Below are 24,970 nucleotides of genomic sequence, written 5' to 3'. Positions count from 1 at the left end.
CCGCCCGCTCACGGACGCTGGGCGGGCAGTTCGGGGGAAGCGGTGTCGAGCGGGACGGCGCCGGACCGCACCAGTCCGAGTTGGACGGTCTGCCGCGTGGTGAGGGTGTCGAGGGCCCAGTCGACCGTGGTCCGTACCCGGTTGGCGGGCATCGACAGCAGGTGATAGCCGCGGGTGAGCAGCTTCGCCGGGAAACCCGACACCGGGATCCTGAGCGGATTGGCCGCCGCGTGGCCAGGGCCGAGGTCGACCGCGAAGCCGAGATCGTGGTGCCGGTAGGCCTTCATCGGCCGCCCGCGCACGGACGCGACCACGTTGCGCCCGGCGAGTTTTCCTTGCCGGACCGCGTGTTGCGCGGTCATCGGGGTGATCTCGCCCGGTTTGGCGGCGTTGGGCACGGCGGCGGCGTCGCCGCAGGCGAACACGTCGGGACGGCCGGGGACGCGCAGCGAGGCGTCGACCGCGAGGCGACCGCGATCGGTGGGCAGCCCCAGCTCGGACACGAGCGGGTCCGGCCGGACGCCGACGCACCAGACGAGGGTCCTGGCGGGCACCTTCTCGCCGGTGGTGAGGGTGACACCGTCTGCCGTGGCCTCCTCGATGGAGGTCCCCATCCGGACGTCCACGCCGCGGGAGCGCAGCACGCGATCGGCGGTCTTGCCGAGCCGCCGGTCGAGTTCGGGAAGGACCCGCTCGGCGACGTCGAGCAGCATCCACCGCATCGGCTGCTCCGCCAGCCCGGGATGCCGCTGCGCGAGCGCGGCGGTCAGTCCCGGCCCGTGCGCGGCGACCTCCGTCCCGGTGTAGCCCGCGCCCACGACGACGAACGTGCACCGCGCGTCGCGCTCGGCCGGGTCGTCGGCCGCGGCGGCGAGTTCGACCTGCCGCGTCAGGTGGTCACGCAGGTAGAGCGCCTCGGGCACACCGCGGAACCCGTGTGCGTGGTCGGTGATGCCGGGTACGGGCAGGAGCTTGGACACGCTCCCGGCCGCGAGCACGAGCCGGTCGTACCCCAGTTCGTGGTGCCGGCCTTCGGGATCCACGTACCGGACCGCTCGTTCCTCGAGGTCGACGCCGTGCACGGTGCCGAGCGCGAGCCGTACTCCCGGCAGGGTGGCCGGGATCGGGATCAGCACCCGGCGCGGGTCGAGGACCCCGGCCGCGACCTCCGGGAGCAGCGGTACGTACAGGAAGTAGTCCGTCGGATTGACCACGACGACCTCGATGTCCGGATCGTCGCGGCACACCGTCCTCGCGGCCTGGAAGCCGGCGAAACCCGCGCCGACGATCACCACGCGCATGGCATGTCCCTTTCTCGCTGGTCCGTTGTCCGGCGGGTACCCGGCGGACAACGGAAGAAACCGGGCCGTCTCCCGAAGAGTCACACGGTTGCTCCGAATGCCGCGTTTTCCTTCGCGGTGGCGGGAAAACCGTGACATACACGCTCGCCCCGTGAAGGTGGCGGGCATCGACGGAGGGAGAGATGGTGATCATCCTCGGAATCGTCCTGCTGATCGCCGGGCTGTTGACCGGTATCCACGCGCTTTGGGTCGTCGGCATCGTGCTGGCGGTCGCCGGGGCCGCACTGGCCGTGCTCGGCACGTCGGGACGGCGGATCGGCGGTCGTGCCCACTGGTACTGAGCACGGAACGGGATTTCAGCTCCGGACCGGGAGCGCCGGCCCGGCGGCGCCACCGGCCGGCAGCCAGGCCACGTAGTCGCCGATGTGTCCGGAATGGACGGTGTGCGGATGGTGCGACGCCCGCCGGGCCACGGCGGGCGGAGCGGGCCGCCGCCACAGCGCGGCGGCGGGCGGGTTCCGCCCTCGGGCAGGACCGGTAACGCGTCGTGGAGGTAGCCGATCCGGTCCATGGCCTGGCCGCCCGCCGCGGCGGGCGGCGGCGTGGACCGCTGGGGTCCCGGGCAGCCGGTGGCCGGTTTCGGGTTCCTCCGGTGAACCGGTGCCGGTGCCAGCCCGGCGAGCACGCACAGCACCGCCTCGCAACGGGAATGGCGGACCCGGCCGTACAGCTCCTCGCCGTCCACAGTAGACACTGTGAGCAGTCAGAGCCCGACCGGCGCGGCCCACTACACCGAGGGCCCGGCCATCCCGCGCCAGGCGTGCCGTCTCTTCTCGGCCACGATCTCTCGACCCGGGTAAACCCGCGCGAGCGCGCGGGACGGCCGCGGACCGCCGGTGGTCGTCTACTGTGGACTCCCGGGTTCCGCCGGTGAGCGGCGGCGGAACAACCACAGCCCGAGCAGCGCGGTGCCGCCGGTCACCCCCGCGAAGACGAGCGGGACGCGCGCGGTGTAGACACCGGTCGCCACCAGGAGCACCGCGGTCACCGCCGCGAGGACCCCGATGGCCCGCCAACGCCACGCCTGGCGGTGCACCCGCCTGCTCAGCGACCGGGCCAGGACCGGATCGGTGCCCGCCAGCTCCGCGGCGATTCCGTCCAGGGCTTCCTTCTCGTGGTCGGCCAGCATGGTCCCTCCGCTCGGCGTGCCGCTGCTCGTTCGGTGCCCCCTCCGGCTTGCCCGGAGCGCGCCGGGGCAAACCCGCGGGCCCGTGCCGATTCGCACGTGTACGCGTGGCGGTGGCGGGTAGCCGGAGTCGTGAAGCGGATCTCCGGGGCGAAGGCACGGACGCCCCGGTCACCAGGCGCGAGCTGTGCGGAGAGGAGGCGGACGATGCGGACCCCGGTGGAGGACCTCGCCCGGCAGGGCCAGAGCCCCTGGGTGGACTATCTGTCGCGCCCGTTCCTGCGGGAGGGCGGCCTCGACCGCCTGGTCGGGCAGGGGGTTCTCGGCGTCACGTCGAATCCGACGATCTTCCAGGGCGCGATGGCGAAGGGGCAGGCCTACGACGACCAGTTACGCGAGGTGCTCCGGGAGCACGACGACCCCAAGGAGATCTTCCTGGCACTGGCCGTCGAGGACATCCGGGCGGCCTGTGACCGGTTACGGCCGGTGTTCGAGCGGAGCGGGTCGCGGCGGGACGGCTGGGTCTCCCTGGAGGTCGATCCGCGGCTGGCCTACGACACGGCGGCGACGGTCGCCGAGGCCGTCCGGCTCCACGAGCTGGTGGCCCGGCCGAACCTGATGGTCAAGATCCCCGGCACCGAACCGGGGCTGCCCGCGATCGAGGAGACCGTCGCCCGCGGCGTCCCGGTGAACGTCACGCTGTTGTTCTCCCTGCGACGGCACCGCCACGCGGCCGAAGCGTACCTGCGCGGCCTGCGCCGGTTCCTGGCCACGGGCGGGGACCCGCACCGGATGGCCTCGGTCGCCTCGTTCTTCGTGTCCCGTGTGGACACCGAGGCGGACAGGCGGCTGCGCGAGTCCGGCGGTCACGAGGACCTGCTCGGCACCCTCGCCGTCGCCAACGCCCGGCTCGCGTACCGGACCTTCCTGGAGGTGTTCGACGGTCCGGAGTGGACCGACCTGGCCGCGGCCGGGGCGGCACCGCAGTGGTGCCTGTGGGCGTCCACGTCGATGAAGGACGAGACCCGCCCGGACGTCTTCTACGTCGAGCAGCTGATCGGCCCGGAAACCGTCGTCACCATGCCTCCGGAGACGGTGGACGCGTTCGTGGACCACGGCGTGGTCGCCGACCGGCTGGCCGGCGGCATGGCGGAGGCGGACCGGACACTCGAGCGGTTCGCGAACGCGGGCGTCGACTACGACGACGTGGTCGCGGTGCTCGAACGCGAAGGCGTGGAAAAGTTCAGCACCGCCTACCGCGAACTGTCCGAGGGCATCGCCGCCAAACGAGACCACCTGCGCACCGTGTAAGGAGCACTCGATGACGAGCACGATGAACGACACGACCTTCCGGCGGGAACTGGGCCAGCAGTTGCGCGTGGACTCGATCCGGGCGAGCGCGAAGGCCGGGTCGGGGCACCCGACCTCCTCGATGTCCGCGGCCGACCTGATGGCCGTGTTGCTCGACGGGCACCTGCGGCTGGACTTCGACCGGCCGGACGACCCGCGCAACGATCACCTGGTCTTCTCGAAGGGGCACGCCTCGCCGCTGTACTACGGCATGTTGAAGGCGGCCGGGGCGATCACGGACGAGGAACTGCTTCGCTACCGGAGTTTCGGCAGCAGGCTGGAGGGCCATCCGACGCCGCGGATCCCGCCCACCGACGTGGCCACCGGCTCGCTCGGCCAGGGGCTGCCGATCGGCGTCGGGATCGCGCTGGCAGGCAAGCGGCTCGACCGGCTCCCGTACCGGGTGTGGGTGCTGTGCGGCGATTCGGAGACGGCGGAGGGCTCGATCTGGGAGGCGTTCGAGCACGCGGCCCACTACGGCCTGGACAACCTGACGGCGATCGTCGACGTCAACCGGCTCGGGCAGACCACCGAGACGATGCTGGGCTGGGACGTCGACACCTACGCCGAGCGCGCCCGCGCGTTCGGCTGGCACGCCGTCGTCCTCGACGGGCACGACCTCGACGCCGTCGAAGCCGCCTACACCGAGGCGGAAAACTCGGGGCGCCCCACCGCGTTGTTCGCGAAAACCAAGAAGGGCAAGGGAGTCCGGGCGGTGGAGGACCAGCCCGGCAAGCACGGCAAGCCGGTGGCGGACCCGGAACGGGCCATCGCCGAACTCGGCGGCCCGCGCGCACTGTCCGTGCGCGTCGCGAAGCCGGAGTTCGCCATGTCCACAGTGGACGCACAGCCCGCCGAAGCTCGGTTCCCGTCTTGGGAAGTCGGCGAGGAGGTGGCGACACGCCAGGCGTACGGAGAGACGTTGACGGCGCTGGGGGAGTCCCGGCCGGAGGTGGTCGCCCTCGACGGCGAGGTGTCGAACTCGACCGCCAGCGCACTGTTCGCCGAGGCCCATCCCGGCCGCTACTTCGAGATGTACATCGCCGAACAGCAGCTGGTCGCGGCCGCGGTCGGGCTGCAGGCCCGCGGCTGGGCCGCGTTCGCGTCCACCTTCGCCGCGTTCCTCACCCGCGCCCACGACTTCGTCCGCATGGCGGCGATCTCGCGGGCGGACCTGCGGCTGGCGGGCTCCCACGCGGGTGTCTCCATCGGTCCCGACGGTCCCTCCCAGATGGCACTGGAGGATCTCGCCATGTTCCGGGCCGTGCACGGCAGCGCGGTCCTGCATCCCTCGGACGCCAACCAGACCGCCCTGCTCGTCACCGCGATGGCCGATCGCGGCGGGATCTCCTACCTGCGGACTCTGCGTGGCAAGACCCCGGTCCGCACCGGCCCGGACGAGGACGTGCGGATCGGCGGCAGCCGGGTGGTGCGTGGCTCGGAGGACGACCGGGTCACGCTCGTGGCGTGCGGGGTCACCGTCGGCGAAGCCGAGGAAGCCGCCGAACGCCTCGCGGCCGACGGTGTGGCGGCACGGGTACTGGACTGCTATTCGGTCAAGCCGATCGACGCGGCCACGCTCCGCGCCGCGGCACGGGACACGGGTGTGCTGCTGACCGTCGAGGACCACTGGCCCGAAGGCGGGCTCGGCGACGCCGTCCTGGAGTGTCTCGCGGACTTCCCGGACGCGGTCACGGTCCGCAAGCTCGCGGTCCGCGGCATGCCCTGCTCCGGCAGCCCGGCGGAGCTCCGCGCCGCCGCCGGGATCGACGCCGACCGTATCGTCGCGACCGTCCACAGTGTCCTCGGCGGGCGCCGGAACCCGTTCGGGGAAACGCCGGAAGAGGAACGTGCCATCATCCGCGGCGAGCAGGGCACCTCGGTGGGCGACCCGCACGACGACACCGACCCGCAGTCCGGCTGACCGCCGGTGCGCTACCGGCGCAGGCTCACCCGGACCAGCGCGGCGGCCAGCCGGGCCAGCTCGTGGCCCGGCACGAGCCCGGCGAGCCGCCGCGGGTCGGTCGGCAGTCCGGCCTTCCCGGCGCCGGTGAGCGCGCGCCGGTCGAAGTAGGGGCGCAGCCACGGCCACACCGCCTGGGCCTCGCGGCAGAAGATCTGCGCGCCGGTGCCGCCGATCCTCGGGAACTCGGCGAGGAGCTTCTCCAGCCGGCGCGGATCGCCGTCCGCGGCGTCGCCCATCCGGCGCAGGTCGCCGCGGTAGCGCTCCTCGACGAACTCGGCCGCGTCCCCGAGATGTCGCGAAGTGCTTTCGTCGTATCGGACGTAGTGTGCGCGGCCGAGCGCGTCGACGCGTTCCTGCCAGCTCGACGCCCGCATGGCCGACGGCGACCGCCAGCCGCTCTCCGACAGCTCTTTGGCCGCGGCCACGGCGATTTCCGCGCTGATCCGCGTCGAAAGCAGGGTGGTGAGGACCAGCAGCCGGTACAGCGGCTGGGGCTTGTCGGCCAGCTTGATCCCGGCCTCCTCGGCGTAGGTCGTGCCGTGCTCGGCCAGCAGTTCGTCGACCTGGCTCATCTCCGCCTCCCAACGATCGGAGTACCGGCGGCCGGATGCCCGTTCGGGGCCACGGGCAAACGAGGCTGTCCTCCGCTCCGGTGACCGTGGTTTGCCCGCCGGGGGCACGGGAACCCGGGGAGTGGAGGTGAAGAAGATGACGACGCGTACGGACCGTACGGACGTCCAACCGGATCTGACCGCACTGCGCGCGCGGTACGAGCGGGCGAACCAGACTTCGAGCACGGGCCTGGCCAGCGGGATACTGATGCTGGCCGGGCTGTACCTCGCGTTGTCGCCGTGGGTGATCCAGTCCATCGGCGAGTTCAGCCTCGCCGCGAGCAACATGATCACCGGCGTCGCCGTGGCGCTGCTGGCGGTGGGATTCGCGCGATCGTTCGGCAATCTGCACGTCATCGCCTGGGTGACACCCGTCATCGGGGCTTGGGCGATCGTGTCGCCGTGGGTCATCTACCGTCGCTCGGGCATCGTGCCGATCGACTCGGCCCTGGTCGGCCCGATGCCGACGGCGACCTGGCTGAGCAACGTGATCGCCGGTGGCGTCGTGCTGCTGGCCGGTCTCGCGCTCGGCCTGTCCGGGGGCCGGGGCGGGCACGCGCGGGAAGGCCGCCCGCGGGCGTGACCGGAACGAAGGCGAAGCGGAGGTGACGAGGATGACGGCGGACGACCCGGCGCCGGACACCGCGATGGCGGGCGCGGACGAGATCGAGCCCGCGCCCCTGAGCGGTACCGAGGAACTGGACGAGGACGAACTGCGGGTGGATCCGCTGGAGAAGGGGATGGACCCGCCCGAGCACTGGTCCGCCGCGGACCGGTACGGCACGACCCCGTGGGAGCAGACCCACCCGGCGCCGCTGGGACAACGGCTCGCCGAGGAGCGGCCGGACGTCGGGACGTCCGGCGGCTCCGGCGGTGAACCCGACGACGGGCCGGACGTCGGCGAGCACGGTGCGGCGGACGGGACGGCGGCCGACTACGCGGGCGGATCGGTGCCCGACGGGGTCCGCGATCCCGGGCCGGCCCGGTGACCCGGCGGACACGACGGACGAGTGAAGGGAACGGGAGATGACCACGGCGTTGCGAGGACGGCGGGTGGCGATCCTGGCCACCACGGGTGTCGAGCAGGTCGAACTGGAGCGTCCACGGGACGCGGTGCTCGCGGCCGGGGCGACGGCCGACCTGGTCTCGCTGGAGCCCGGGACGATCCAGGCGATGAACGGGGACATCGACAAGGCGGACTCGTTCCCAGTGGACAAGGTCGTCGACGACGTCTCCCCGGCGGACTACGACGCGTTGCTGCTGCCCGGCGGTACGGTCAACGCGGACACCCTGCGGCAGCACGCGGCCGCGGTGCGGTTCGCCGGGGAGTTCGTGCGGGCGGGGAAACCGGTCGGCGTGATCTGCCACGGCCCGTGGGTCCTGGTCGAGGCGGACGTGGTGCGCGGGCGCACCTTGACCTCGTTTCCCAGCGTGCGCACCGACATCCGGAACGCGGGCGGTCGGGTGCTCGACGAGGAGGTGGTCGTCGACGAGCGGCTGGTGTCCAGCCGCGATCCCGGTGACCTGCCCGCCTTCTGCGACGCGATCGTCGAGCGGTTCGCCGCGTCCGGCGGGGAAACGGGGGCCTGACCCGCTATCCGGACGGCGAGCCCAGTTCGAGGATCAGGTCCGCGGCGCGGGCGGTGCCGCCCGCGCCGCGGACCCGCGCCGACCAGTACGCGGCCCGTGCCGTGAAGGTGGCGTCGGTCAGCAGCCGGTCGAGCAGGCCGGCCAGTTCGCCGCTGGTCAGGTCGTTCGGGTCGCCGACGGCCAGGCCGACGCCGCTGTGCGTGGCCCGCGCGGCGATGGCGTAGCAGTCGAACCACGCGGGCACCACCAGAACCGGTTTCCCGAAGTACATCGACTCGTGGAAACCGTTGGAGCCGCCGTGTGTCACGAACGCGCGCACATGCGGGTGCGCGAGGACGTCGAGCTGGGAGGGAATCCAGTTCTCCACCCGGAGATTCCCCGGCAGCTCCGAATCGGCGGGGAGCAGCTTCTGTTGCTCGGCCGGGAGTTTCCACAGGAACCGGTGGCCGGGGCCGAGCCGGTCGATCGCGCCGAGCAGCGCCCCGATCTGGTCGCGGGACAGCCGCATCAAGGTGCCGAAACCCAGGTAGACGACCGAGTCGTGCTCGTCGAGCCAGCGCGACAGATCCGGATCCCCCGCCGAACCGAGCGCGGCCTCCGACACGAACGCCCCCACCAGGTTGACCTTCGGCGGCGCCGGAAACTCGTACTCGAGACCGAAAACGGAGGCCGTGAGCACGAGGGCCGCCGCGTCGACGTAGCGGGCGAGGGTGACGCTGGGGTTCCTGATGCCCATCGCCCCGCGCTTCCTGGCGAACCGGACGACCGGCGTGCGCGTGATCATGGCGATCGCGGTCCGCAGTCCGAAGAGCGTGTTCGCGGCGAGCTGCCCGGGATTCATGCGCGCCGGGAAATCCGTCAGCCCGCTCGGGTAGTTCCACGGCGTCCGCGCGGCCGAACTCGGCAGCGCGGGGACGGTGAGGGTGAACGGCACGCCCCGGGTCATCGCCGCGTCGATCGCCGGGTAGGTGAGCCGCGTCGATCACCAGGTGGGCGGGTTTCAGCGTGTCGATCACCTCGAGCATCCGCTCGTATTCCCGGGTGCTGCGCGCGAAGTCGAGGTACGCGCGGCCGAACGCGGTGAGCCCGTCGGTCCGCATCGGGCCGCGCTGCATCACCGCCAGGACCTCGCTGTCGAGCACGTCGGCCCCGTCGTCCTCCGGCTCGTCGAGCGGGATGAAGGTGATCTCCGAAGCGCTCGCCGCGGCTTCGATGTCGGCGCGGTACCTCGACTTCGCCGCGAAACACAGGCCGGGCACGCCGCGGCGGGACAGCTCCGCCGCGATGGCGATCAGGCAGTTGATCTGACCGGCGTGCACGGTGCAGACGAAGAGCAGGGAACGATCGACCATCACCGGGGACGCACTCCTCCATGCCGAAACCTTGAAAACGCTGAAACCCGACTTCGCCGAGGTACGGCTCCGGCGCGACGCGCGGCCGTCTGCCCCAGGCTATCGGCAACCGGTGGAGTCCGTACACGAGCGCGGCGTGCTTGTGCTCCGGACCGGTTTCCGAATCGGGTTCGGACGCGGCTCGCTGGGGAAGTGCGCACCGGGGTTTCTCGGTAGGAGTGGTGAGTTCAGGCGGCGGCGGTTGTGCTGAAGGACGCCTTCGGTGCGCTCAGTGCACTGAAGGCGTCCTTCAGCGCGGCCAATCCTGCCCTTTGGTGCAGTGAAAGGTATCCGGTCGTCCGGCGAGCGAAAGCCGGACACGATGTGCGGGCAGCAGTCGGGCAGCTCGGCCTTTCCTGGCCGCCGCGAACAGCGGGTAGGCGGCCGGTCCCGGCCGAGGACTCCCCGGTCTACAGGTCCCACCACCACGCGAGGGTGGGCAGGGGCAGTGGCTGTGCGCGGTCGTCGGCCGGTCGCTCGGCGAACTCGGTGGGGAGCCGGACGACCGGGCCGAGGTGGTTCCCGGACGGGTGCCGGTAGCGGTCGCAGGTCAGTGCCCAGTCGAGGTGGCCGCGGACGCACCGGCCGAGATCGCTGACGAAATCGCGCAGCTCCTGGCACGCCCCGGCGCTGACCCGCTCGGCAAGGCGGAGGAACATCACCATCACGCGGTCGCGCATCGCGACGACCGCGTCCCGCGCGGCCTCCAGCGACAGCCCCCGTTCGACGGCGAGTACGTCGAGGAGGTTGAGGGTGTCGCCCGCCCGGTGGATCTCCTTCGCCCGGGAGATGAGGTCGTTGTCCCAGGCCACCAGGGTGCCCGCCATCTCGACGAGGGCGCGCACGACGGGACGTTCCAGTTCGGCGGGCGGGAGTTCGTAGCCGCGGACGGCGTCGAGCATGGTCATCAGCGGGATCATCCCGACCGCCCGCAGCCACATCGTCACGTACTCGTTGACCCCGGGGAGGGCGCCCGAGGCGCGGTAGGTGGATTCCCAGACCAGCCCGGAGAAGAACTCCCGCTTCCCCTCGATCCAGCGTCGCACCTGGACGGGGGTCGCGAGTCTTCCCCAGCTGACGCGCAGGTCCCGGAATCCTTCGGTGTAGGGGTTTTCGTCCGGCCACGCCGGGGACGGCGCCTCCAGCACCCGCTGGAGGAGCGACAGCCGCCGGCACAGTCCCGCTGTCGTCGCCGGTGTTTCGTCGCAGGTGGTGTCGTCGAAGGAGAAGACGAGCATGTACCAGTGCGCCACGACGGTCAGCGGCTCGAACTCGGCCTCGGGCATGGACTTCGCGGCGAGCCCGCCGAGATCGCCGCGGGCGAGCCGGGCCAGCCGGGCCGGGTCGGGCTCGAATCCCCGCGTTCGCGCCCACTCCACCGCGTCCTGCTGCACCTCGTGGGCACGGGGGTGCTGTGCCGGGGGAATCGGGCAGTAGAACGGCGGCACCTCCATCGGCGTCGTCCTGGTCACCGGCCCTCCTCAGGATTTCGCCGTCGTGGCGGACTTCGTGCGGTCGTGCACGGTCACCGGCCGGGCTTCCGGTTTGGCGACGGCCGAGGTCCGGCCGCGGCCGCCGGTGCGGGCGCCGAGGGACAGCCGCCACCGCCGGGCGATGGTCGCGACCGCGATGACCATTTCGTACCAGGCGAAGGAGTCCCCGATGCACTTGCGCCGCCCGGCCCCGAAGGGGAGGTAGGCCAGGCGCTGGCGGGGTTCGGGCTGCCGGGGCGCGAGCCACCGCAGCGGATCGAACCGCAACGGGTCCGGGAACACCGTGGGATCCCGGTGCAGGGTCCGTGGCGAGATGATGAACTGCGTGCCGGCGGGGAGCCGGTGCCCGCCGAGTTCCACGGTGGACGTGGCGCGGCGCATCGTGATCCAGATCGGACAGTCCATTCGCAGCGTTTCCGAGACGACCGCGCGGGTGTACTCCAGTTTCCCGGTCTGTTCGTAGGAGACGGGACCGGCCGTGAGGACCGCGTCCAGCTCCTCGTGCAGTTTCCGCTCGACCTCCGGATGGCGGGCGAGTTCGTGGAACAGCCAGCTCATGGTCGCCGCCGAGGTGTCGGTGCCCGCGGACATCACGCTGATCACCTCGTCCTGGATGTGCGTGTCGCGCAGGCCGTCCGGTGCGCCGGGGTCGTCGGCCCGGAGCAGCATGGTGAGCAGATCCGCGTGGTCGTCGGAACCGTCGTGCCGGTACACCCGGATGATCTCCCCGATGCCGGCGCGGATCCGGACGACCTCCCGGTCGAAGCGCAGCTTGGCCGGGGTGGGCAGCTTTTCCAGCGCTCCCAGCGGGGACAGCGACCGCCGGGCGAGCAGGGGCAGGAGCACCGACAGCGACTCGCCGATCTCCCGGCTGGACGACCGGACGACCTCGGCGCTGAACAGCGCCCGCGCGACGATGCCCAGTGTCAGCTCGTGCATTTCCTCGTCGAGGGAAACGATCTGCCCGTCGTGCCAGCCCGCGCTGACGCGTTCGGCCTCTTCGGCCATGACGCGGCAGTACCGGGTGATCTCCCGATGGTGGAACGCGGGCTGCATCATCCGGCGCCGGGCGCGGTGTGTCGCCCCCTCGGAGTTGAACAGGCCTTCGCCCAGCCAGTCACGGAGCTTTTCGAAGAGCCGTCCCTTGTCGAACGAGCCGGCGTCGCGGACCAGGACCCGCTGGACGAGCTCCGGGTCGTTGAGGACGTAGGCGGGGGTGGGACCGAGGTTCACCCGGACGAGGGGACCCAGCGCGCGCTGGGACTCCAGGAAGCCCAGCGGATCGCGCGTGAGCTGCCGGGCGTGCCCGAGCAGCGGAAGCGAACCCGGGGCGCGCGCGATCGTGTTCGGTAGCATCGAAACTCCCCACGGGTGCGGCCCGCGGGCCGGACGGTGTTCCGGGACGGTGCCGAGCCTGACCACGCACTCGCGCGCCGCGATGCCCGACGCTAGCCGGGCCCGGCGGGACCGGTCCCGGCTTCGCGGCGCGGGCCGCGTGGCCGCCCTTCGATTCTCTGTGGGGCGGCCACGCGGTGGGCGGGCTCAGCCTTCCCGGATCGCCTCGATCTCCAGCACGAGCTCGATCTCCTTCGAGACGAGCAGGCCGCCGGAGTCGAGGATCATGTTCCAGCCGAGGCCCCAGTCCTCCCGGTTGATCCTTCCCTTGGCGGAGAAGACGATCCGGTCGTTCTCCCAGGGGTCCCTCGCGTACCCGAGGTAGTCCACGGCCAGGGTGACCGGACGGCGGACGTCCTTGATGGTCAGCTCGCCGGTCAGGGTGCCGGTCGTGCCGTCCCAGGCGACCGAGGTCGAGACGAAGGTCGCCGTCGGGTACCGGGCGACATCGAAGAAGTCGTCCGAACGGAGGTGATCGTCGCGGGTCCGGTCGCCACTGTCCACACTGGACATGTCGAGCACGGCCGTCACGCTGCTGTCCTCGGGCCGCGCGCCGATCCGCACGGTGGCGTCGACGCCGGTGAACCGGCCGCGCACCTTGGTCAGCAGGAAGTGGCGCCCCACGAAGCCGACTTCGGCGTGTCCGGGGTCGACCTTCCAGGTGCCCTCGGCCGGCAGTTCGACGCCGTCCAGGACCCGCGTCGCCGCGGTGGTGTCGTTACTCATCTCTGGTTTCCTCCGGGTTCGGTGGTGACCGTCATTCGCCGGACTCGGTCGGCAGTCCGGCGCCGACCCAGTCCTCCTTGCCCGCCTTGTAGGTGTAGACGCGGGAGTAGCCGAGCTTTGCCAGTCGTTCCGCGGCGATGCCGGAATTGGGGCAGCTCGTGCCGGTGCAGTAGACGATGATTTCGGCCTCCCGGTCGGGAAGCAGGCTCGGCGCGAGAACGTCCACCTGGTCGTGGGGGAGGTTCAGCGCCCCGGGCAGCCGGGTGTCCCGCCAGTACTGGATCGGCAGCGCTTCGACCACGGTCGCGCCGTCGTCGATCTTCTGCCGGACGGTGTCCCGCTCGATCACCTTGACCATCGGATGCCTTCCTCGTGGATTTATGTGCGTGCGTACGCACATATCTACCATACAAGTGTGTGCGCACGCATGCAATGCCGCTAGGATGGCCGGGTGACCGACCGCGACCCGCACCTCGACGCCTGGCGAGCGCTGCTGCTCGCGCACAACACGGCCGTCCGCGCCATCGAGCAGGATGTCCAGCGGAACGGACGTGTCCCGCTGACGTGGTACGACGTCCTGCTCGAACTGAACGCGGCGGGGGAGGACGGCCTGCGGATGCAGGAGGTGGCCAACCGGGTCGTGCTGAGCAGAACCCGGGTCAGCCGCCTGGTCGAGGAGATGGTGCGCGCCGGTCTGGTGGACCGGCGGCTCGACCCTGCCGACAAGCGCGCGTCCTCGGCGGTCATCACCGAAGAGGGCAGGCGGGCGCTGCGGGAGACCGCGCCGGTGTACCTCGACAGCATCCGCGCGCACTTCTCCTCGCACCTCAGTGGCGAGGAGGCGCGCATCCTCGCCGAGGCGCTGGGCAAGGTCGCACACCTGCGGGACGTGCGCCTCGACGGGCCGAAGTAGCCGGGGACGGGGCCGGCGGTGGCCAGTGTGGACAGTGACCTCTTGGGGCGCTGGCCGCGCGGAAACAGTCGCGGCGCGAAAGCGGAAATGTCGGCGGCGGCGACCGAAACACTTTCAAAACGTCCCTTCCCGCTGTCTGGCGAGAAGGGAGAAGCATTCAATCGGACGGCGAACGTACGACGTTAGCGCTTTCCGTTGGTGCTTGATCAAAGCGTTACCAGGTTAACTCGTGCGGGTGACACCCGCGCCGCTTCGAATGGCCGTCCTCGACGTGACATTGCTAGGTTTTCCCCATTTCGCAGGTTGCGGGCCATCGGCGTGCGGGTAAGTTGGATAGGGGAACTCCCATGAGTGTCAGGCCTGGGCGCCGGTTCGCCGCCGCCGTCGTCGCGGTGTTGCTGGCCCTGGCCGATTTCGCCGTCCTCGCCGGTGTGGCCGCGCCGCCCGCGGACGCGTACCAGACACATCCGGCCGGTTCCTGGTTCGGCAACACCGGCACGAACACCTCGGCGGCCTCGACGCTGCCCTCGGGGCTCCAGGTCACCGTCGGGGTGCAGAGCAACCTGCAGATCAACCGGCTCTCCGGCAACAACGCGGACAGCAAGGGCCTGATGCCCGGGATGTACACCCCGGCGATCCCGGGCAGCACCCCGTTCGCGGTGCTCGGCACCCGGCCGGACCTCCAGGGCTGCTATGACGCCTACCTGTGCCCGAACATGGCCACGCTCACCGTGTCCTTCAACCGCCCGGTGCGCAATCCCGTGCTGCACCTGGCCGGGATCGGCGCGTTCAACGGTTACGGCAAGAGTCAGGTCCGGCACACGCTCACCGGGTCGAGTCCCGCCGGGGCGTCACTGAGCCTGTCCTCGGGCACCAACCTCCAGGTCTCCGGCGGCCGGACCATCGAGGTCGCCAACCGGACGAGCAACACCGTCTGCAGCGCCGCGTCGCCGGGCGGCGGGACCGCGGGCTGTGGCAGTGTCCAGGTCAGTGGCACGGTCTCTTCGCTGACCTTCGCCGTCGACCAGACCGGTGACGGCTTCGCGGCGATCACCACCGACGAGTACCTGTTCGGCGTGTCCGCGGACGAGAACTTCGGCGACGCCCCCGCGAGCTACGACGCGGGCACCGCCGCCAGCCATATCGTCGGCGACCTGCGGCTCGGCCAGCGCGTGGACCCGAACAACACCACCGTCCTCAACACCGGGCAGGTGTCCCCGAGCCCGAACGCGGTGGCGCCCGGCGCGGACATCACCTCGGCGCACACCGACGGCGTGGCGAAACCCCTGCCCCGGCTGACGGTGGCCGACGTGGGCAGAACCTACAGCGTCACCACGGCGTTGTCCGGGGCGTCGGCGCCGGGCCAGGTCTGCGGCTGGATCGACTTCAACCGCAACGGGGTGTTCGACAATCCCGGCGAACGGGCGTGTGCGAACTTCGCGGCGGGGGCCACGTCGGCCACCCTGAACTGGACGGTGCCCAGCACGATCGTCCCCGGCTACACCTATCTGCGGCTGCGGGCGGGCTACACCGCGACGCAGGTGCAGAACCCGACCGGGCTGGCCGACAGCGGCGAGGTCGAGGACTACCGGCTGCCGATCGAGGCGGTCGCGTTCGAGAAGAAGGCCGACAAGCAGGTCGCGAACCCCGGCGACAAGGTGACCTACACCGTCACCGCGACCAACAGCGGCCCGGTCACGGTCGGCGGCGTCCGGTTCCAGGACGAGCTGAGCAACGTGCTCGACGACGCCACCTACAACAACGACCAGCGCGCCACGTCCGGCACGGTGAGCTACACCCAGCCGACACTGAGCTGGGTGGGCGATCTGGCGCCGGGGCAGACGGTGACCGTGACGTACTCGGTGACGGTGAAGAACCCCGCCACCGGCGATCACCAGCTCGTCAACGGCATCCGGTCCAACGCGGGCAACTGCGTCACCGGCTCGGCCGACCCGAAGTGTTCGACCACGGTGAACGTGTCGGGCCTGGACATCGCCAAAACGGCCGACAAGCAGTCGGCGAACCCCGGCGACACCGTCAAGTACACGGTCACCGTCCGCAACACCGGCCGGACCGCGCTGACCGGCGCGACGTTCACCGATGATCTGTCCAAAGTGGTCGACGACGCGACGTTCAACACGGGGAGCGTCACCGCGAGCGCGGGATCGGCGTCCTACAGCGCGCCCCGGCTGACCTGGACCGGCGACCTGCCCGTGGGCGCCACCGCGACGATCACCTACACGGTCACCGTGAAGAACCCGGTGACCGGGGACTTCAAGCTGGTCAACGCGATCACCTCGACGACCCCTGGCAGCAACTGCGCCGCGGGCTCGGCCGACCCGAAGTGCACCACGACCACGCCGGTCTCGGGGCTGAAGATCCAGAAGAAGGCCGACAGGCAGAGCGCGAACCCGGGCGACAAGGTCACCTACACCGTCACCGTCACCAACACCGGGCAGACACCGCAGAACGGCGCCACCTTCACCGATGATCTGTCCAAAGTGGTCGACGACGCCGACTACAACAACGACGCGGCCACTTCGGCGGGCACCACGTCCTACACCGCGCCGAAGCTGACCTGGACCGGGAACCTGCCCGTCGGCGGCAGCGCCACGGTCACCTACAGCGTCACGGTGAAGAACCCCGCGACCGGGGACCACAAGCTGGTCAACGCGATCACCTCCACGACCCCGGGCAGCAACTGCGCGGCGGGTTCGACCGATCCGGCCTGCTCGACCACCACACCGGTCGCGGGAATCGAGATCGCCAAGACCGTCGACAAGTCGGACGCCAAGCCGGGCGACACCGTCACCTACACCGTGACCGTGCGCAACACGGGCCAGACACCGCAGAACGGCGCGACGTTCACCGATGATCTGTCCAAAGTGGTCGACGACGCGACGCTCGACACCGGGAGCATCACCGCGAGCACGGGCTCGGCGACCTACTCGGCGCCCAAGCTGACCTGGACCGGCGACCTCCCGGTCGGCGGCACCGCGACGGTGTCGTATGCGGTGAAGGTCAACAACCCCGACACCGGGGACCACAAGCTGGTCAACGCCGTCACCTCGGCCACCCCCGGCAGCAACTGCGTCGCCGGGTCGACGGATCCGAAGTGCACCACGACCACGCCGGTCTCGGGGCTGAAGATCCAGAAGAAGGCCGACAAGGAGCAGGCCAACCCGGGCGACAAGGTCACCTACACCGTCACCGTCACCAACACCGGGCAGACGCCGCAGAACGGCGCCACCTTCACCGATGATCTGTCCAAAGTGGTCGATGACGCGACGTACGGCAACGACGCGTCGGCCACGGTCGGCTCGACGTCGTACGCGGCGCCGAAGCTGACCTGGACCGGTGATCTTCCGGTCGGGGCATCGGCGACGATCACCTACAGCGTCACGGTGAAGAACCCCGCGACCGGGGACCACAAGCTGGTCAACGCGATCACCTCCACGACCCCGGGGAACAACTGCGCGGCGGGTTCGACCGATCCGGCCTGCTCGACCACGACCCCGGTCGCCGGGATCGAGCTGAGCAAGACCGCCGACAGGACCAGCGCGAACCCGGGCGACACGGTTCGGTACACGGTGACGGTCCGCAACACCGGGCAGACGCCGCTCACCGGCGCGACGTTCACCGACGACCTGTCCAAGGTCATCGACGACGCGACGTTCGACACCGGCAGTATCTCCGCGAGCACCGGCACCGCGGGCTACACCGCGCCCAAGCTCACCTGGACCGGTGACCTCGGCGTGGGCGCCACCGCGACCGTCACCTACACCGTCAAGGTGAAGAATCCGGTGACCGGGGATCATCGCCTGGTCAACGCGATCACCTCGACGACCCCGGGCAACAACTGCGCCGCCGGCTCCGCCGATCCGAAGTGCACGACCGCCACGCCGGTTTCGGGCCTGCGGATCGACAAGTCCGTCGACCGTACCCAGGTCGTGCCCGGCGACAAGGTCACCTACACGATCACGGTCACCAATACCGGGCAGACGCCGCAGAACGGCGCGACGTTCACCGATGATCTGTCCAATGTGGTCGATGACGCGACGTACGGGAACGACGCGTCGGCCACGGTCGGTTCGACGTCGTACGCGGCGCCGAAGCTGACGTGGACCGGTGATCTTCCGGTCGGCGGCACCGCGACGGTGAAGTACAGCGTCACGGTCAAGAACCCGGACCCGGGGGACAAGAAGCTCAACAACGTGGTCACCTCGGGCACACCCGGCAACAACTGCCCGCCCGGAGCGACCGACCCGTCCTGCTCCACCACCACCCCCGGCAAGGAGCTGACGGTCGCCAAGACCGTGGACAAGCAGGCCGCGAACCCGGGTGACAAGGTCACGTTCACCGTGACGGTGACCAACACCGGCCAGGTCCCGCTGACCGGCGCGGACGCCGCCACGTTCACCGACGACCTGTCCAATGTGCTCGACGACGCGACCTACGGCAACGACGCGTCGGCCACCATCGGCTCGGCGACCTACGCGGAACCGAAGCTGACCTGGACCGGCGACCTGCCGGTCGGCGCGTCCGCGACGGTGACCTACAGCGTCACAGTGAAGAACCCGGTGACCGGCGACCACCAGCTACGCAACACGGTCAGTACGAACGTGCCGGGCAACTGCGAGCCGGGCTCGACGGATCCGAAGTGTTCCACCACGACGCCGGTCCCGGGCATGACGATCGAGAAGAAGGCCGACAAGCAGGCGGCGAACCCGGGTGACAAGGTCACGTACACCGTGACGGTGACCAACACCGGGAAGACACCGCTGCCCGGGGCGAGGTTCACCGATGATCTGTCCAATGTGGTCGATGACGCGACGTACGGTAATGACGCGTCGGCCACGGTCGGTTCGACGTCGTACGTGGCGCCGAAGCTGACGTGGACCGGTGACCTGCCGGTCGGGGCCACGGCGACGATCACCTACAGCGTCACGGTCAAGAACCCGGCGTCGGGTGACCACAAGCTGGCCAACGTCGTCACCTCGGACACCCCGGGGAACAACTGCCCGCCGGGCTCGACGGACCCGAAGTGCGGGACGACGACCCCGGTTTCGGGGATCGCGATCGTCAAGACCGCGAGCAGGACCGACGCGAAACCGGGCGACACCGTGACCTACACGGTGACCGTGACCAACACCGGTCAGACGGCGCTGACGAACGCGACGTTCACCGACGACCTGACCAAGGTGCTCGACGACGCCGCCTACGGCAACGACGCCTCGGCCGATCTCGGCACCACGACCTATGCCGCGCCGAAACTGACCTGGACCGGCGACCTGCCGGTGGGCGGGAAGGCGACCGTGACCTACAGCGTCACGGTGAACAACCCGGTCGCGGGTGACCACAAGCTGACCAACGTCGTCACTTCGAACACCCCGGGGAACAACTGTCCGCCGGGTTCCACGGATCCGAAGTGTGGCACGACGACCCCGGTCGCGGGTCTGGAGATCGTCAAGACCTCGGACAAGGCGAACGCGAAGCCGGGTGACAAGGTCACGTACACGGTGACCGTGCGCAACACGGGCCAGACCGTCCAAACGGGAGCGACGTTCACCGACGACCTGTCGAAGGTGCTGGACGACGCGGCGTACAACAACGACGCGGCCGCCTCGGCGGGAGCGGCGTCCTATGCCGCGCCGAAGCTGACCTGGACCGGCGACCTGGCGGCCGGGGCGTCGGCGACGGTCACCTACAGCGTCACCGTCAGCGATCCGGTCAAGGGCGACTTTAAGCTGGTCAACGCCGTCACCTCGGAGACCCCGGGCGGGAACTGCCCGCCGGGCTCGACCGACCCGAAGTGTGGGACGACCACGCCGGTCGCGGGTCTGAGCATCGAGAAGAAGTCGAGCCCCGCCACGGCGAAGCCGGGGGACAAGGTCACCTACACCGTGACGGTGAAGAACACGGGCCAGACTGTCCAAACGGGAGCGACGTTCACCGACGACCTGTCGAAGGTGCTCGACGACGCGGCGTACAACAACGACGCGGCGTCGTCGGTGGGAACGACCACCTACGCGGCGCCGAAGCTGTCCTGGACGGGTGATCTGCCGGTCGGTGCGTCGGCGACGGTGACCTACAGCGTGACGGTGAGCAACCCGGTCAAGGGTGATTTCAAGCTGGCGAACGTGGTCACCTCGGACACGCCGGGTGGGAACTGTCCGCCGGGTTCGACGGATCCGAAGTGCGGCACGACGACCCCGGTCGCGGGTCTGGAGATCGTGAAGGTCGCGGACAAGAAGGACGCGAAGCCGGGCGACAAGGTCACGTACACCGTGACGGTGAAGAACACGGGCCAGACTGTCCAAACGGGAGCGACGTTCACCGACGACCTCTCGAAGGTCGTCGACGACGCCACCTACAACAACGATGCGGCGTCGTCGGTGGGTACGGCGTCCTATGCCGCGCCGAAGCTGACGTGGACGGGTGATCTGCCGGTCGGCGCGACGGCGACGGTCACGTACAGCGTGACGGTGAATAACCCGGTGACCGGGGATCATCAGCTGGCGAACGTGGTCACGTCCGAGACGCCGGGTGGGAACTGTCCGCCGGGTTCGACGGACCCGAAGTGTGGCACCACGACGCCGATCGCGGGTCTGGAGATCGTCAAGGTCGCGGACAAGAAGGACGCCAAGCCGGGCGACAAGGTCACTTACACGGTGACGGTGAAGAACACCGGTCAGACTGTCCAAACGGGAGCGACGTTCACTGACGACCTGTCGAGGGTGCTCGACGACGCGACGTTCGGCAATGATCAGAACGCGTCGATCGGGAGCGTGAGCTATGCCGCGCCGAAGCTGACGTGGACGGGTGATCTGCCGGTCGGGGCGACCGCGACGATCACCTACAGCGTGACGGTGAACAACCCGGTCAAGGGCGACCACACCTTGGCGAACGTGGTCACGTCCGACACTCCGGGCAACAACTGTCCGCCGGGTTCCACGGATCCGAAGTGCGGGACGACGACCCCGATCGCGGGTCTGGAGATCGTCAAGACCTCGGACAAGACCGATGCCAAGCCGGGGGACAAGGTCACCTACACCGTGAGCGTGCGCAACACCGGTCAGACTGTCCAAACAGGAGCGACATTCACCGACGACCTGTCGAAGGTGCTTGACGACGCGACGTTCGGCAATGATCAGAACGCGTCGATCGGGAGCGTGAGCTATGCCGCGCCGAAGCTGACGTGGACGGGTGATCTGCCGGTCGGTGCGACCGCGACGGTGACGTACAGCGTGACGGTGAACAACCCGGTCAAGGGTGACTTCAAGCTGGTCAACGCGGTCACCTCGGACACCCCCGGTGGGAACTGTCCGCCGGGGTCGACGGACCCGAAGTGTGGCACCACGACCCCGATCGCGGGCTTGGAGATCGTCAAGACCTCGGACAAGGCCAATGCCAAGCCCGGCGATAAGGTCACGTACACGGTGACGGTGAAGAACACCGGTCAGACGCCGCAGAACGGTGCGACGTTCACCGACGACCTGTCGAAGGTCATCGACGACGCCACCTTCAACAACGATCAGAACGCGTCGATCGGGAGTGCGACCTACGCCGCGCCGAAACTGACCTGGACGGGCGACCTCCCGGTCGGTGCCACGGCGACCGTGACCTACAGCGTGACGGTGAACAATCCGGTGACCGGTGACCACCAGCTGGCTAACGTGGTCACCTCGGACACTCCGGGCAACAACTGTCCGCCGGGTTCCACGGATCCGAAGTGCGGGACGAGGACGCCGGTCTCTGGGCTGGAGATCACGAAGGTCGCGGACAAGGCCAATGCCAAACCCGGCGACAAGGTCACGTACACGGTGACGGTGAGGAACACCGGTCAGACGCCGCAGAACGGTGCGACGTTCACCGACGATCTCTCGAAGGTCGTTGACGACGCGACGTTCAACAACGATCAGAACGCGTCGAACGGTAGCGCCACCTACGCGGCGCCGAAACTGACCTGGACAGGCGACCTGCCGGTCGGGGCGACGGCGACGGTCACGTACAGCGTCACGGTGAACAACCCGGTGACCGGTGACCACAGCCTGGCTAACGTGGTCACTTCGGACACGCCGGGCAACAACTGTCCGCCGGGTTCCACGGATCCGAAGTGTGGCACGACGACCCCGGTCGCGGGTCTGGAGATCGTCAAGACCTCGGACAAGGCGAACGCGAGGCCGGGGGACAAGGTCACCTACACCGTGACGGTGAAGAACACGGGCCAGACCGTCCAAACGGGAGCGACGTTCACCGACGACCTGTCCAAGGTGATCGACGACGCGACGTTCAACAATGATCAGAACGCGTCGCTCGGGAGCGCCACCTACGCTGCGCCGAAGCTGACGTGGACGGGTGATCTCCCGGTCGGGGCGACTGCGACCGTGACCTACAGCGTGACGGTGAACAACCCGGTCAAGGGTGACTTCAAGCTGGTCAACGCCGTCACCTCGGACACTCCGGGCGGGAACTGCCCGCCGGGTTCCACGGACCCGAAGTGTGGTACCACGACCCCGATCGCGGGCCTGGACATCGCGAAGGTCGCGGACAGGAAGGACGCCAAGCCGGGCGACAAGGTCACCTACACCGTGACGGTGAAGAACACCGGCCAGACCGTGCTGACCGGGGCGACGTTCACCGATGACCTGTCGAAGGTGATCGACGACGCGGCGTTCAACAATGATCAGAACGCGTCGATCGGGAGTGCGACCTACGCTGCGCCGAAGCTGACGTGGACGGGTGACCTCCCGGTCGGTGCCACGGCGACCGTGACCTACAGCGTGACGGTGAACAATCCGGTGACCGGCGACCACAGCCTGGCGAACGTGGTCACCTCGGACACCCCGGGGAACAACTGCCCGCCGGGTTCCACGGATCCGAAGTGCGGGACGAGGACGCCGGTCTCTGGCCTGGAGATCACGAAGGTCGCGGACAAGAAGGACGCCAAGCCGGGCGACAAGGTCACCTACACCGTGACGGTGAAGAACACCGGCCAGACGCCGCAGAACGGCGCGACGTTCACCGACGATCTCTCGAAGGTGATCGACGACGCGACGTTCGACAACGACCAGAACGCTTCGATCGGGAACGCCACCTACGCGGCGCCGAAACTGACCTGGACCGGTGATCTGCCGGTCGGGGCGACGGCGACGGTGACCTACAGCGTCACGGTGAACAACCCGGTCAAGGGCGACTTCAAGCTGGCCAACGTGGTCACTTCGGACACGCCGGGCAACAACTGCCCACCGGGTTCCACGGATCCGAAGTGCGGGACGACGACCCCGTTGTCCGGTCTGGCGATCGAGAAGAAGGCCGACAAGGCGGACGCGAAGCCGGGCGAGAAGGTCACGTACACCGTGACGGTGCGCAACACCGGTCAGACCGTCCAAACGGGAGCGACGTTCACCGACGATCTCTCGAAGGTGATCGACGACGCGACGTTCAACAACGACCAGAACGCGTCGGTCGGCAGCGCCACCTACGCGGCGCCGAAGCTGACCTGGACGGGTGATCTGCCGGTCGGGGCGTCGGCGACGGTGACCTACAGCGTCACGGTGAACGATCCGGTGAAGGGGGACCACAAGCTGGCGAACGTGGTCACTTCGGACACCCCGGGTAACAACTGCCCGCCGGGATCGACCGACCCGAAGTGCGGCACCACGACGCCGTTGCCCGGACTGGCGCTCACCAAGAAGGCCGACAGGACCGAGGCCAAGCCGGGGGACAAGGTCACCTACACCATCACCGCGGCCAACACCGGCCAGACCGAGTTGAAGGGCGCGACCTTCACCGACGACATGACCGCTGTCTTGGACGACGCGGTCTACGGCAACGACGCCGCGGCGGACCTCGGCACCACGAGCTACACGGCGCCGAAGCTGACGTGGACCGGTGACCTCCCGGTCGGCGCCACGGCGACGATCACCTACACCGTCACCGTCGGCGACCCGCCCACCGGCGACCTGAAACTGGGCAACGTGGTCGGCTCGACCACCCCCGGCAGCAACTGCCCGGTGCCCATGAACGCCCGGGCCGACGTGGCGGCCGCCGACCCGAACTGCTCGGCCACCGTCCTGGTGCCGCGCCTGGCGATCGAGAAGAAGGCCGACAAGGCGGACGCCAAGCCCGGCGACACCGTGACCTACACGGTCACCGTCGCCAACACCGGCCAGACCGAACTGAAGGGCGCGATGTTCACCGATGATCTGACCGGCGTGCTCGGCAACGCGACCTACGCGAACGACGCCAAGGCCACCACCGGGTCGGCGGCCTACGCGGCGCCGAAGCTGACCTGGACCGGTGACCTCGCGGTCGGCGCGTCGGCCACGATCACCTACAGCGTCAAGGTGAAGGACGTCCCCGGCGGCGACTTCACCCTGCGCAACGCGGTCGGCTCGGACACCCCTGGCAGCACCTGTCCGCCGGGCTCGACCGACCCGAAGTGCGGTACCACCACGCCGGTCGCCGGGGTGGCGATCGCCAAGACCGTCGGCACCAAGCTGGCCGCCGCGGGCGACGTGGTGACCTATCAGGTCACCGTCCGCAACACCGGCAAGGTCGCGTTGAAGGGCGCGACGTTCACCGACGACCTGACCGGCGTCCTCGGCGCCGCCGACTACACCGGCGACGCCAAGGCCACCACCGGGGCGGTGACCTACGCGGCGCCGAAGCTGACCTGGACCGGTGACCTGCCGGTCGGCTCGACCGCGACCGTCACCTACAGCGTCAAGGTGAAGACCCCGGTGGGCGCCGACCGGTCCCTGCGCAACGCCGTGACGTCCTCGACGCCGGGCAACAACTGTCCGACGGGCTCGACCGACCCGAAGTGCGCCACCACGACACCGCTCACGCCGACGCCGCCCACCCCGCCGACGCCGGTACCGCCCACCCCGCCGGTCACTCCGCCGACGCCGCCCAAGCCGCCGCTGGCCTCCACCGGCGCGGTGATCATCCCGGTGGGGATCGCCGGGCTGCTGCTGCTCGCGGTCGGCGGGCTGCTCCTGCTGGCCTCCCGGCGCCGCCGGGGCAGGCGATGATCCGACTCC

At 69.8% G+C, this 24,970-nt stretch carries 17 protein-coding genes; 9 read left to right on the top strand and 8 right to left on the bottom strand.

All coding sequences use genetic code 11. The features are described from left to right. Positions 1-8: 8 nt before the first annotated feature. Positions 9-1,301 (bottom strand): NAD(P)/FAD-dependent oxidoreductase, encoded by a 1,293-nt coding sequence (locus tag ABD987_RS40255; RefSeq protein ID WP_345407363.1) that lies wholly within the window; start codon positions 1,299-1,301, stop codon positions 9-11. Between the two features lie 182 nt (positions 1,302-1,483). Between ABD987_RS40255 and ABD987_RS40250 the strand changes: the two genes are divergently transcribed. Beyond that, positions 1,484-1,642 (top strand): hypothetical protein, encoded by a 159-nt coding sequence (locus ABD987_RS40250; protein WP_345407552.1) that lies wholly within the window; start codon positions 1,484-1,486, stop codon positions 1,640-1,642. 563 nt (positions 1,643-2,205) lie between these two features. On the opposite strand, the gene ABD987_RS40245 is transcribed toward ABD987_RS40250, so the two are convergent. Then, the gene (locus tag ABD987_RS40245; RefSeq protein WP_345407361.1) at positions 2,206-2,490 is read right to left on the bottom strand and encodes a DUF3040 domain-containing protein; all 285 of its coding nucleotides are present in this window, start codon (positions 2,488-2,490) and stop codon (positions 2,206-2,208) included. A 204-nt stretch (positions 2,491-2,694) separates the two neighbouring features. Here ABD987_RS40245 and tal point away from each other — a divergent pair, with 204 nt between their 5' ends. Both tal and ABD987_RS40235 read left to right on the top strand, forming a co-directional pair. Then, entirely contained in the window at positions 2,695-3,798 is a 1,104-nt protein-coding gene (tal, locus tag ABD987_RS40240) for a transaldolase (protein WP_345407358.1), read from the top strand. A 22-nt stretch (positions 3,799-3,820) separates the two neighbouring features. Next, complete coding sequence (locus tag ABD987_RS40235) at positions 3,821-5,761, top strand: transketolase (RefSeq protein ID WP_378214375.1); 1,941 nt, start codon at positions 3,821-3,823, stop codon at positions 5,759-5,761. A gap of 11 nt (positions 5,762-5,772) precedes the next feature. Here the strand turns inward: ABD987_RS40235 and ABD987_RS40230 are convergent, their stop codons facing one another. Then, a complete protein-coding gene (locus ABD987_RS40230) occupies positions 5,773-6,375 on the bottom strand; it encodes an endonuclease (protein WP_345407352.1) in 603 nt (200 codons plus the stop codon). Positions 6,376-6,511: 136 nt separating this feature from the next. Here ABD987_RS40230 and ABD987_RS40225 point away from each other — a divergent pair, with 136 nt between their 5' ends. The 3 genes from ABD987_RS40225 to ABD987_RS40215 are packed head-to-tail and all read left to right on the top strand — an operon-like array spanning position 6,512 to position 8,004. Further along, complete coding sequence (locus ABD987_RS40225; RefSeq protein WP_345407349.1) at positions 6,512-6,997, top strand: SPW repeat protein; 486 nt, start codon at positions 6,512-6,514, stop codon at positions 6,995-6,997. 31 nt (positions 6,998-7,028) lie between these two features. Next, a complete protein-coding gene (locus ABD987_RS40220; RefSeq protein ID WP_345407346.1) occupies positions 7,029-7,403 on the top strand; it encodes a hypothetical protein in 375 nt (124 codons plus the stop codon). A 37-nt stretch (positions 7,404-7,440) separates the two neighbouring features. Continuing rightward, positions 7,441-8,004 carry a type 1 glutamine amidotransferase domain-containing protein gene (locus ABD987_RS40215; RefSeq protein WP_345407344.1) on the top strand — a complete coding sequence of 188 codons (564 nt, stop codon included), beginning with the start codon at positions 7,441-7,443 and terminating at the stop codon, positions 8,002-8,004. Positions 8,005-8,008: 4 nt separating this feature from the next. Here ABD987_RS40215 and ABD987_RS40210 read toward each other — a convergent pair whose 3' ends face one another. Then, the gene (locus ABD987_RS40210; protein WP_345407341.1) at positions 8,009-8,950 is read right to left on the bottom strand and encodes a glycosyltransferase; all 942 of its coding nucleotides are present in this window, start codon (positions 8,948-8,950) and stop codon (positions 8,009-8,011) included. A gap of 59 nt (positions 8,951-9,009) precedes the next feature. Here ABD987_RS40210 and ABD987_RS40205 point away from each other — a divergent pair, with 59 nt between their 5' ends. After that, positions 9,010-9,312, top strand: a complete 303-nt coding sequence (locus tag ABD987_RS40205; RefSeq protein ID WP_345407338.1) for a hypothetical protein — start codon at positions 9,010-9,012, stop codon at positions 9,310-9,312. Between the two features lie 493 nt (positions 9,313-9,805). On the opposite strand, the gene ABD987_RS40200 is transcribed toward ABD987_RS40205, so the two are convergent. The 4 genes from ABD987_RS40200 to ABD987_RS40185 form a co-directional block, all read right to left on the bottom strand. Continuing rightward, complete coding sequence (locus ABD987_RS40200; protein ID WP_345407335.1) at positions 9,806-10,867, bottom strand: terpene synthase family protein; 1,062 nt, start codon at positions 10,865-10,867, stop codon at positions 9,806-9,808. 9 nt (positions 10,868-10,876) lie between these two features. Beyond that, positions 10,877-12,244: a cytochrome P450 gene (locus tag ABD987_RS40195; protein WP_345407331.1), complete on the bottom strand. Its 1,368-nt coding sequence runs from the start codon at positions 12,242-12,244 to the stop codon at positions 10,877-10,879. Positions 12,245-12,430: 186 nt separating this feature from the next. After that, complete coding sequence (locus ABD987_RS40190; protein ID WP_345407328.1) at positions 12,431-13,009, bottom strand: YceI family protein; 579 nt, start codon at positions 13,007-13,009, stop codon at positions 12,431-12,433. 31 nt (positions 13,010-13,040) lie between these two features. Continuing rightward, positions 13,041-13,367, bottom strand: coding sequence for a rhodanese-like domain-containing protein (locus tag ABD987_RS40185; RefSeq protein WP_345407325.1), 327 nt, complete (start codon positions 13,365-13,367; stop codon positions 13,041-13,043). 93 nt (positions 13,368-13,460) lie between these two features. On the opposite strand from ABD987_RS40185, the gene ABD987_RS40180 reads away from it, so the two are divergent. Then, complete coding sequence (locus ABD987_RS40180; protein ID WP_345407322.1) at positions 13,461-13,922, top strand: MarR family winged helix-turn-helix transcriptional regulator; 462 nt, start codon at positions 13,461-13,463, stop codon at positions 13,920-13,922. Between the two features lie 347 nt (positions 13,923-14,269). Then, positions 14,270-24,961, top strand: coding sequence for a DUF7927 domain-containing protein (locus tag ABD987_RS40175; protein WP_345407319.1), 10,692 nt, complete (start codon positions 14,270-14,272; stop codon positions 24,959-24,961). Positions 24,962-24,970: the final 9 nt, after the last annotated feature.

This window comes from Amycolatopsis samaneae, assembly GCF_039541975.1.
In the GTDB taxonomy this organism is placed as follows: domain Bacteria; phylum Actinomycetota; class Actinomycetes; order Mycobacteriales; family Pseudonocardiaceae; genus Amycolatopsis; species Amycolatopsis samaneae.
This window is presented reverse-complemented; position numbering and strand designations above follow the sequence as displayed.

Bases quoted from the DNA above. Each gene is read 5' to 3' on its own strand.
- ABD987_RS40255 (WP_345407363.1), bottom strand. From the start codon at position 1,301: ATGCGCGTGGTGATCGTCGGCGCGGGTTTCGCCGGCTTCCAGGCCGCG.
- ABD987_RS40250 (WP_345407552.1), top strand. From the start codon at position 1,484: ATGGTGATCATCCTCGGAATCGTCCTGCTGATCGCCGGGCTGTTGACC.
- ABD987_RS40245 (WP_345407361.1), bottom strand. From the start codon at position 2,490: ATGCTGGCCGACCACGAGAAGGAAGCCCTGGACGGAATCGCCGCGGAG.
- tal (WP_345407358.1), top strand. From the start codon at position 2,695: ATGCGGACCCCGGTGGAGGACCTCGCCCGGCAGGGCCAGAGCCCCTGG.
- ABD987_RS40235 (WP_378214375.1), top strand. From the start codon at position 3,821: ATGAACGACACGACCTTCCGGCGGGAACTGGGCCAGCAGTTGCGCGTG.
- ABD987_RS40230 (WP_345407352.1), bottom strand. From the start codon at position 6,375: ATGAGCCAGGTCGACGAACTGCTGGCCGAGCACGGCACGACCTACGCC.
- ABD987_RS40225 (WP_345407349.1), top strand. From the start codon at position 6,512: ATGACGACGCGTACGGACCGTACGGACGTCCAACCGGATCTGACCGCA.
- ABD987_RS40220 (WP_345407346.1), top strand. From the start codon at position 7,029: ATGACGGCGGACGACCCGGCGCCGGACACCGCGATGGCGGGCGCGGAC.
- ABD987_RS40215 (WP_345407344.1), top strand. From the start codon at position 7,441: ATGACCACGGCGTTGCGAGGACGGCGGGTGGCGATCCTGGCCACCACG.
- ABD987_RS40210 (WP_345407341.1), bottom strand. From the start codon at position 8,950: ATGACCCGGGGCGTGCCGTTCACCCTCACCGTCCCCGCGCTGCCGAGT.
- ABD987_RS40195 (WP_345407331.1), bottom strand. From the start codon at position 12,244: ATGCTACCGAACACGATCGCGCGCGCCCCGGGTTCGCTTCCGCTGCTC.
- ABD987_RS40190 (WP_345407328.1), bottom strand. From the start codon at position 13,009: ATGAGTAACGACACCACCGCGGCGACGCGGGTCCTGGACGGCGTCGAA.
- ABD987_RS40185 (WP_345407325.1), bottom strand. From the start codon at position 13,367: ATGGTCAAGGTGATCGAGCGGGACACCGTCCGGCAGAAGATCGACGAC.
- ABD987_RS40175 (WP_345407319.1), top strand. From the start codon at position 14,270: ATGAGTGTCAGGCCTGGGCGCCGGTTCGCCGCCGCCGTCGTCGCGGTG.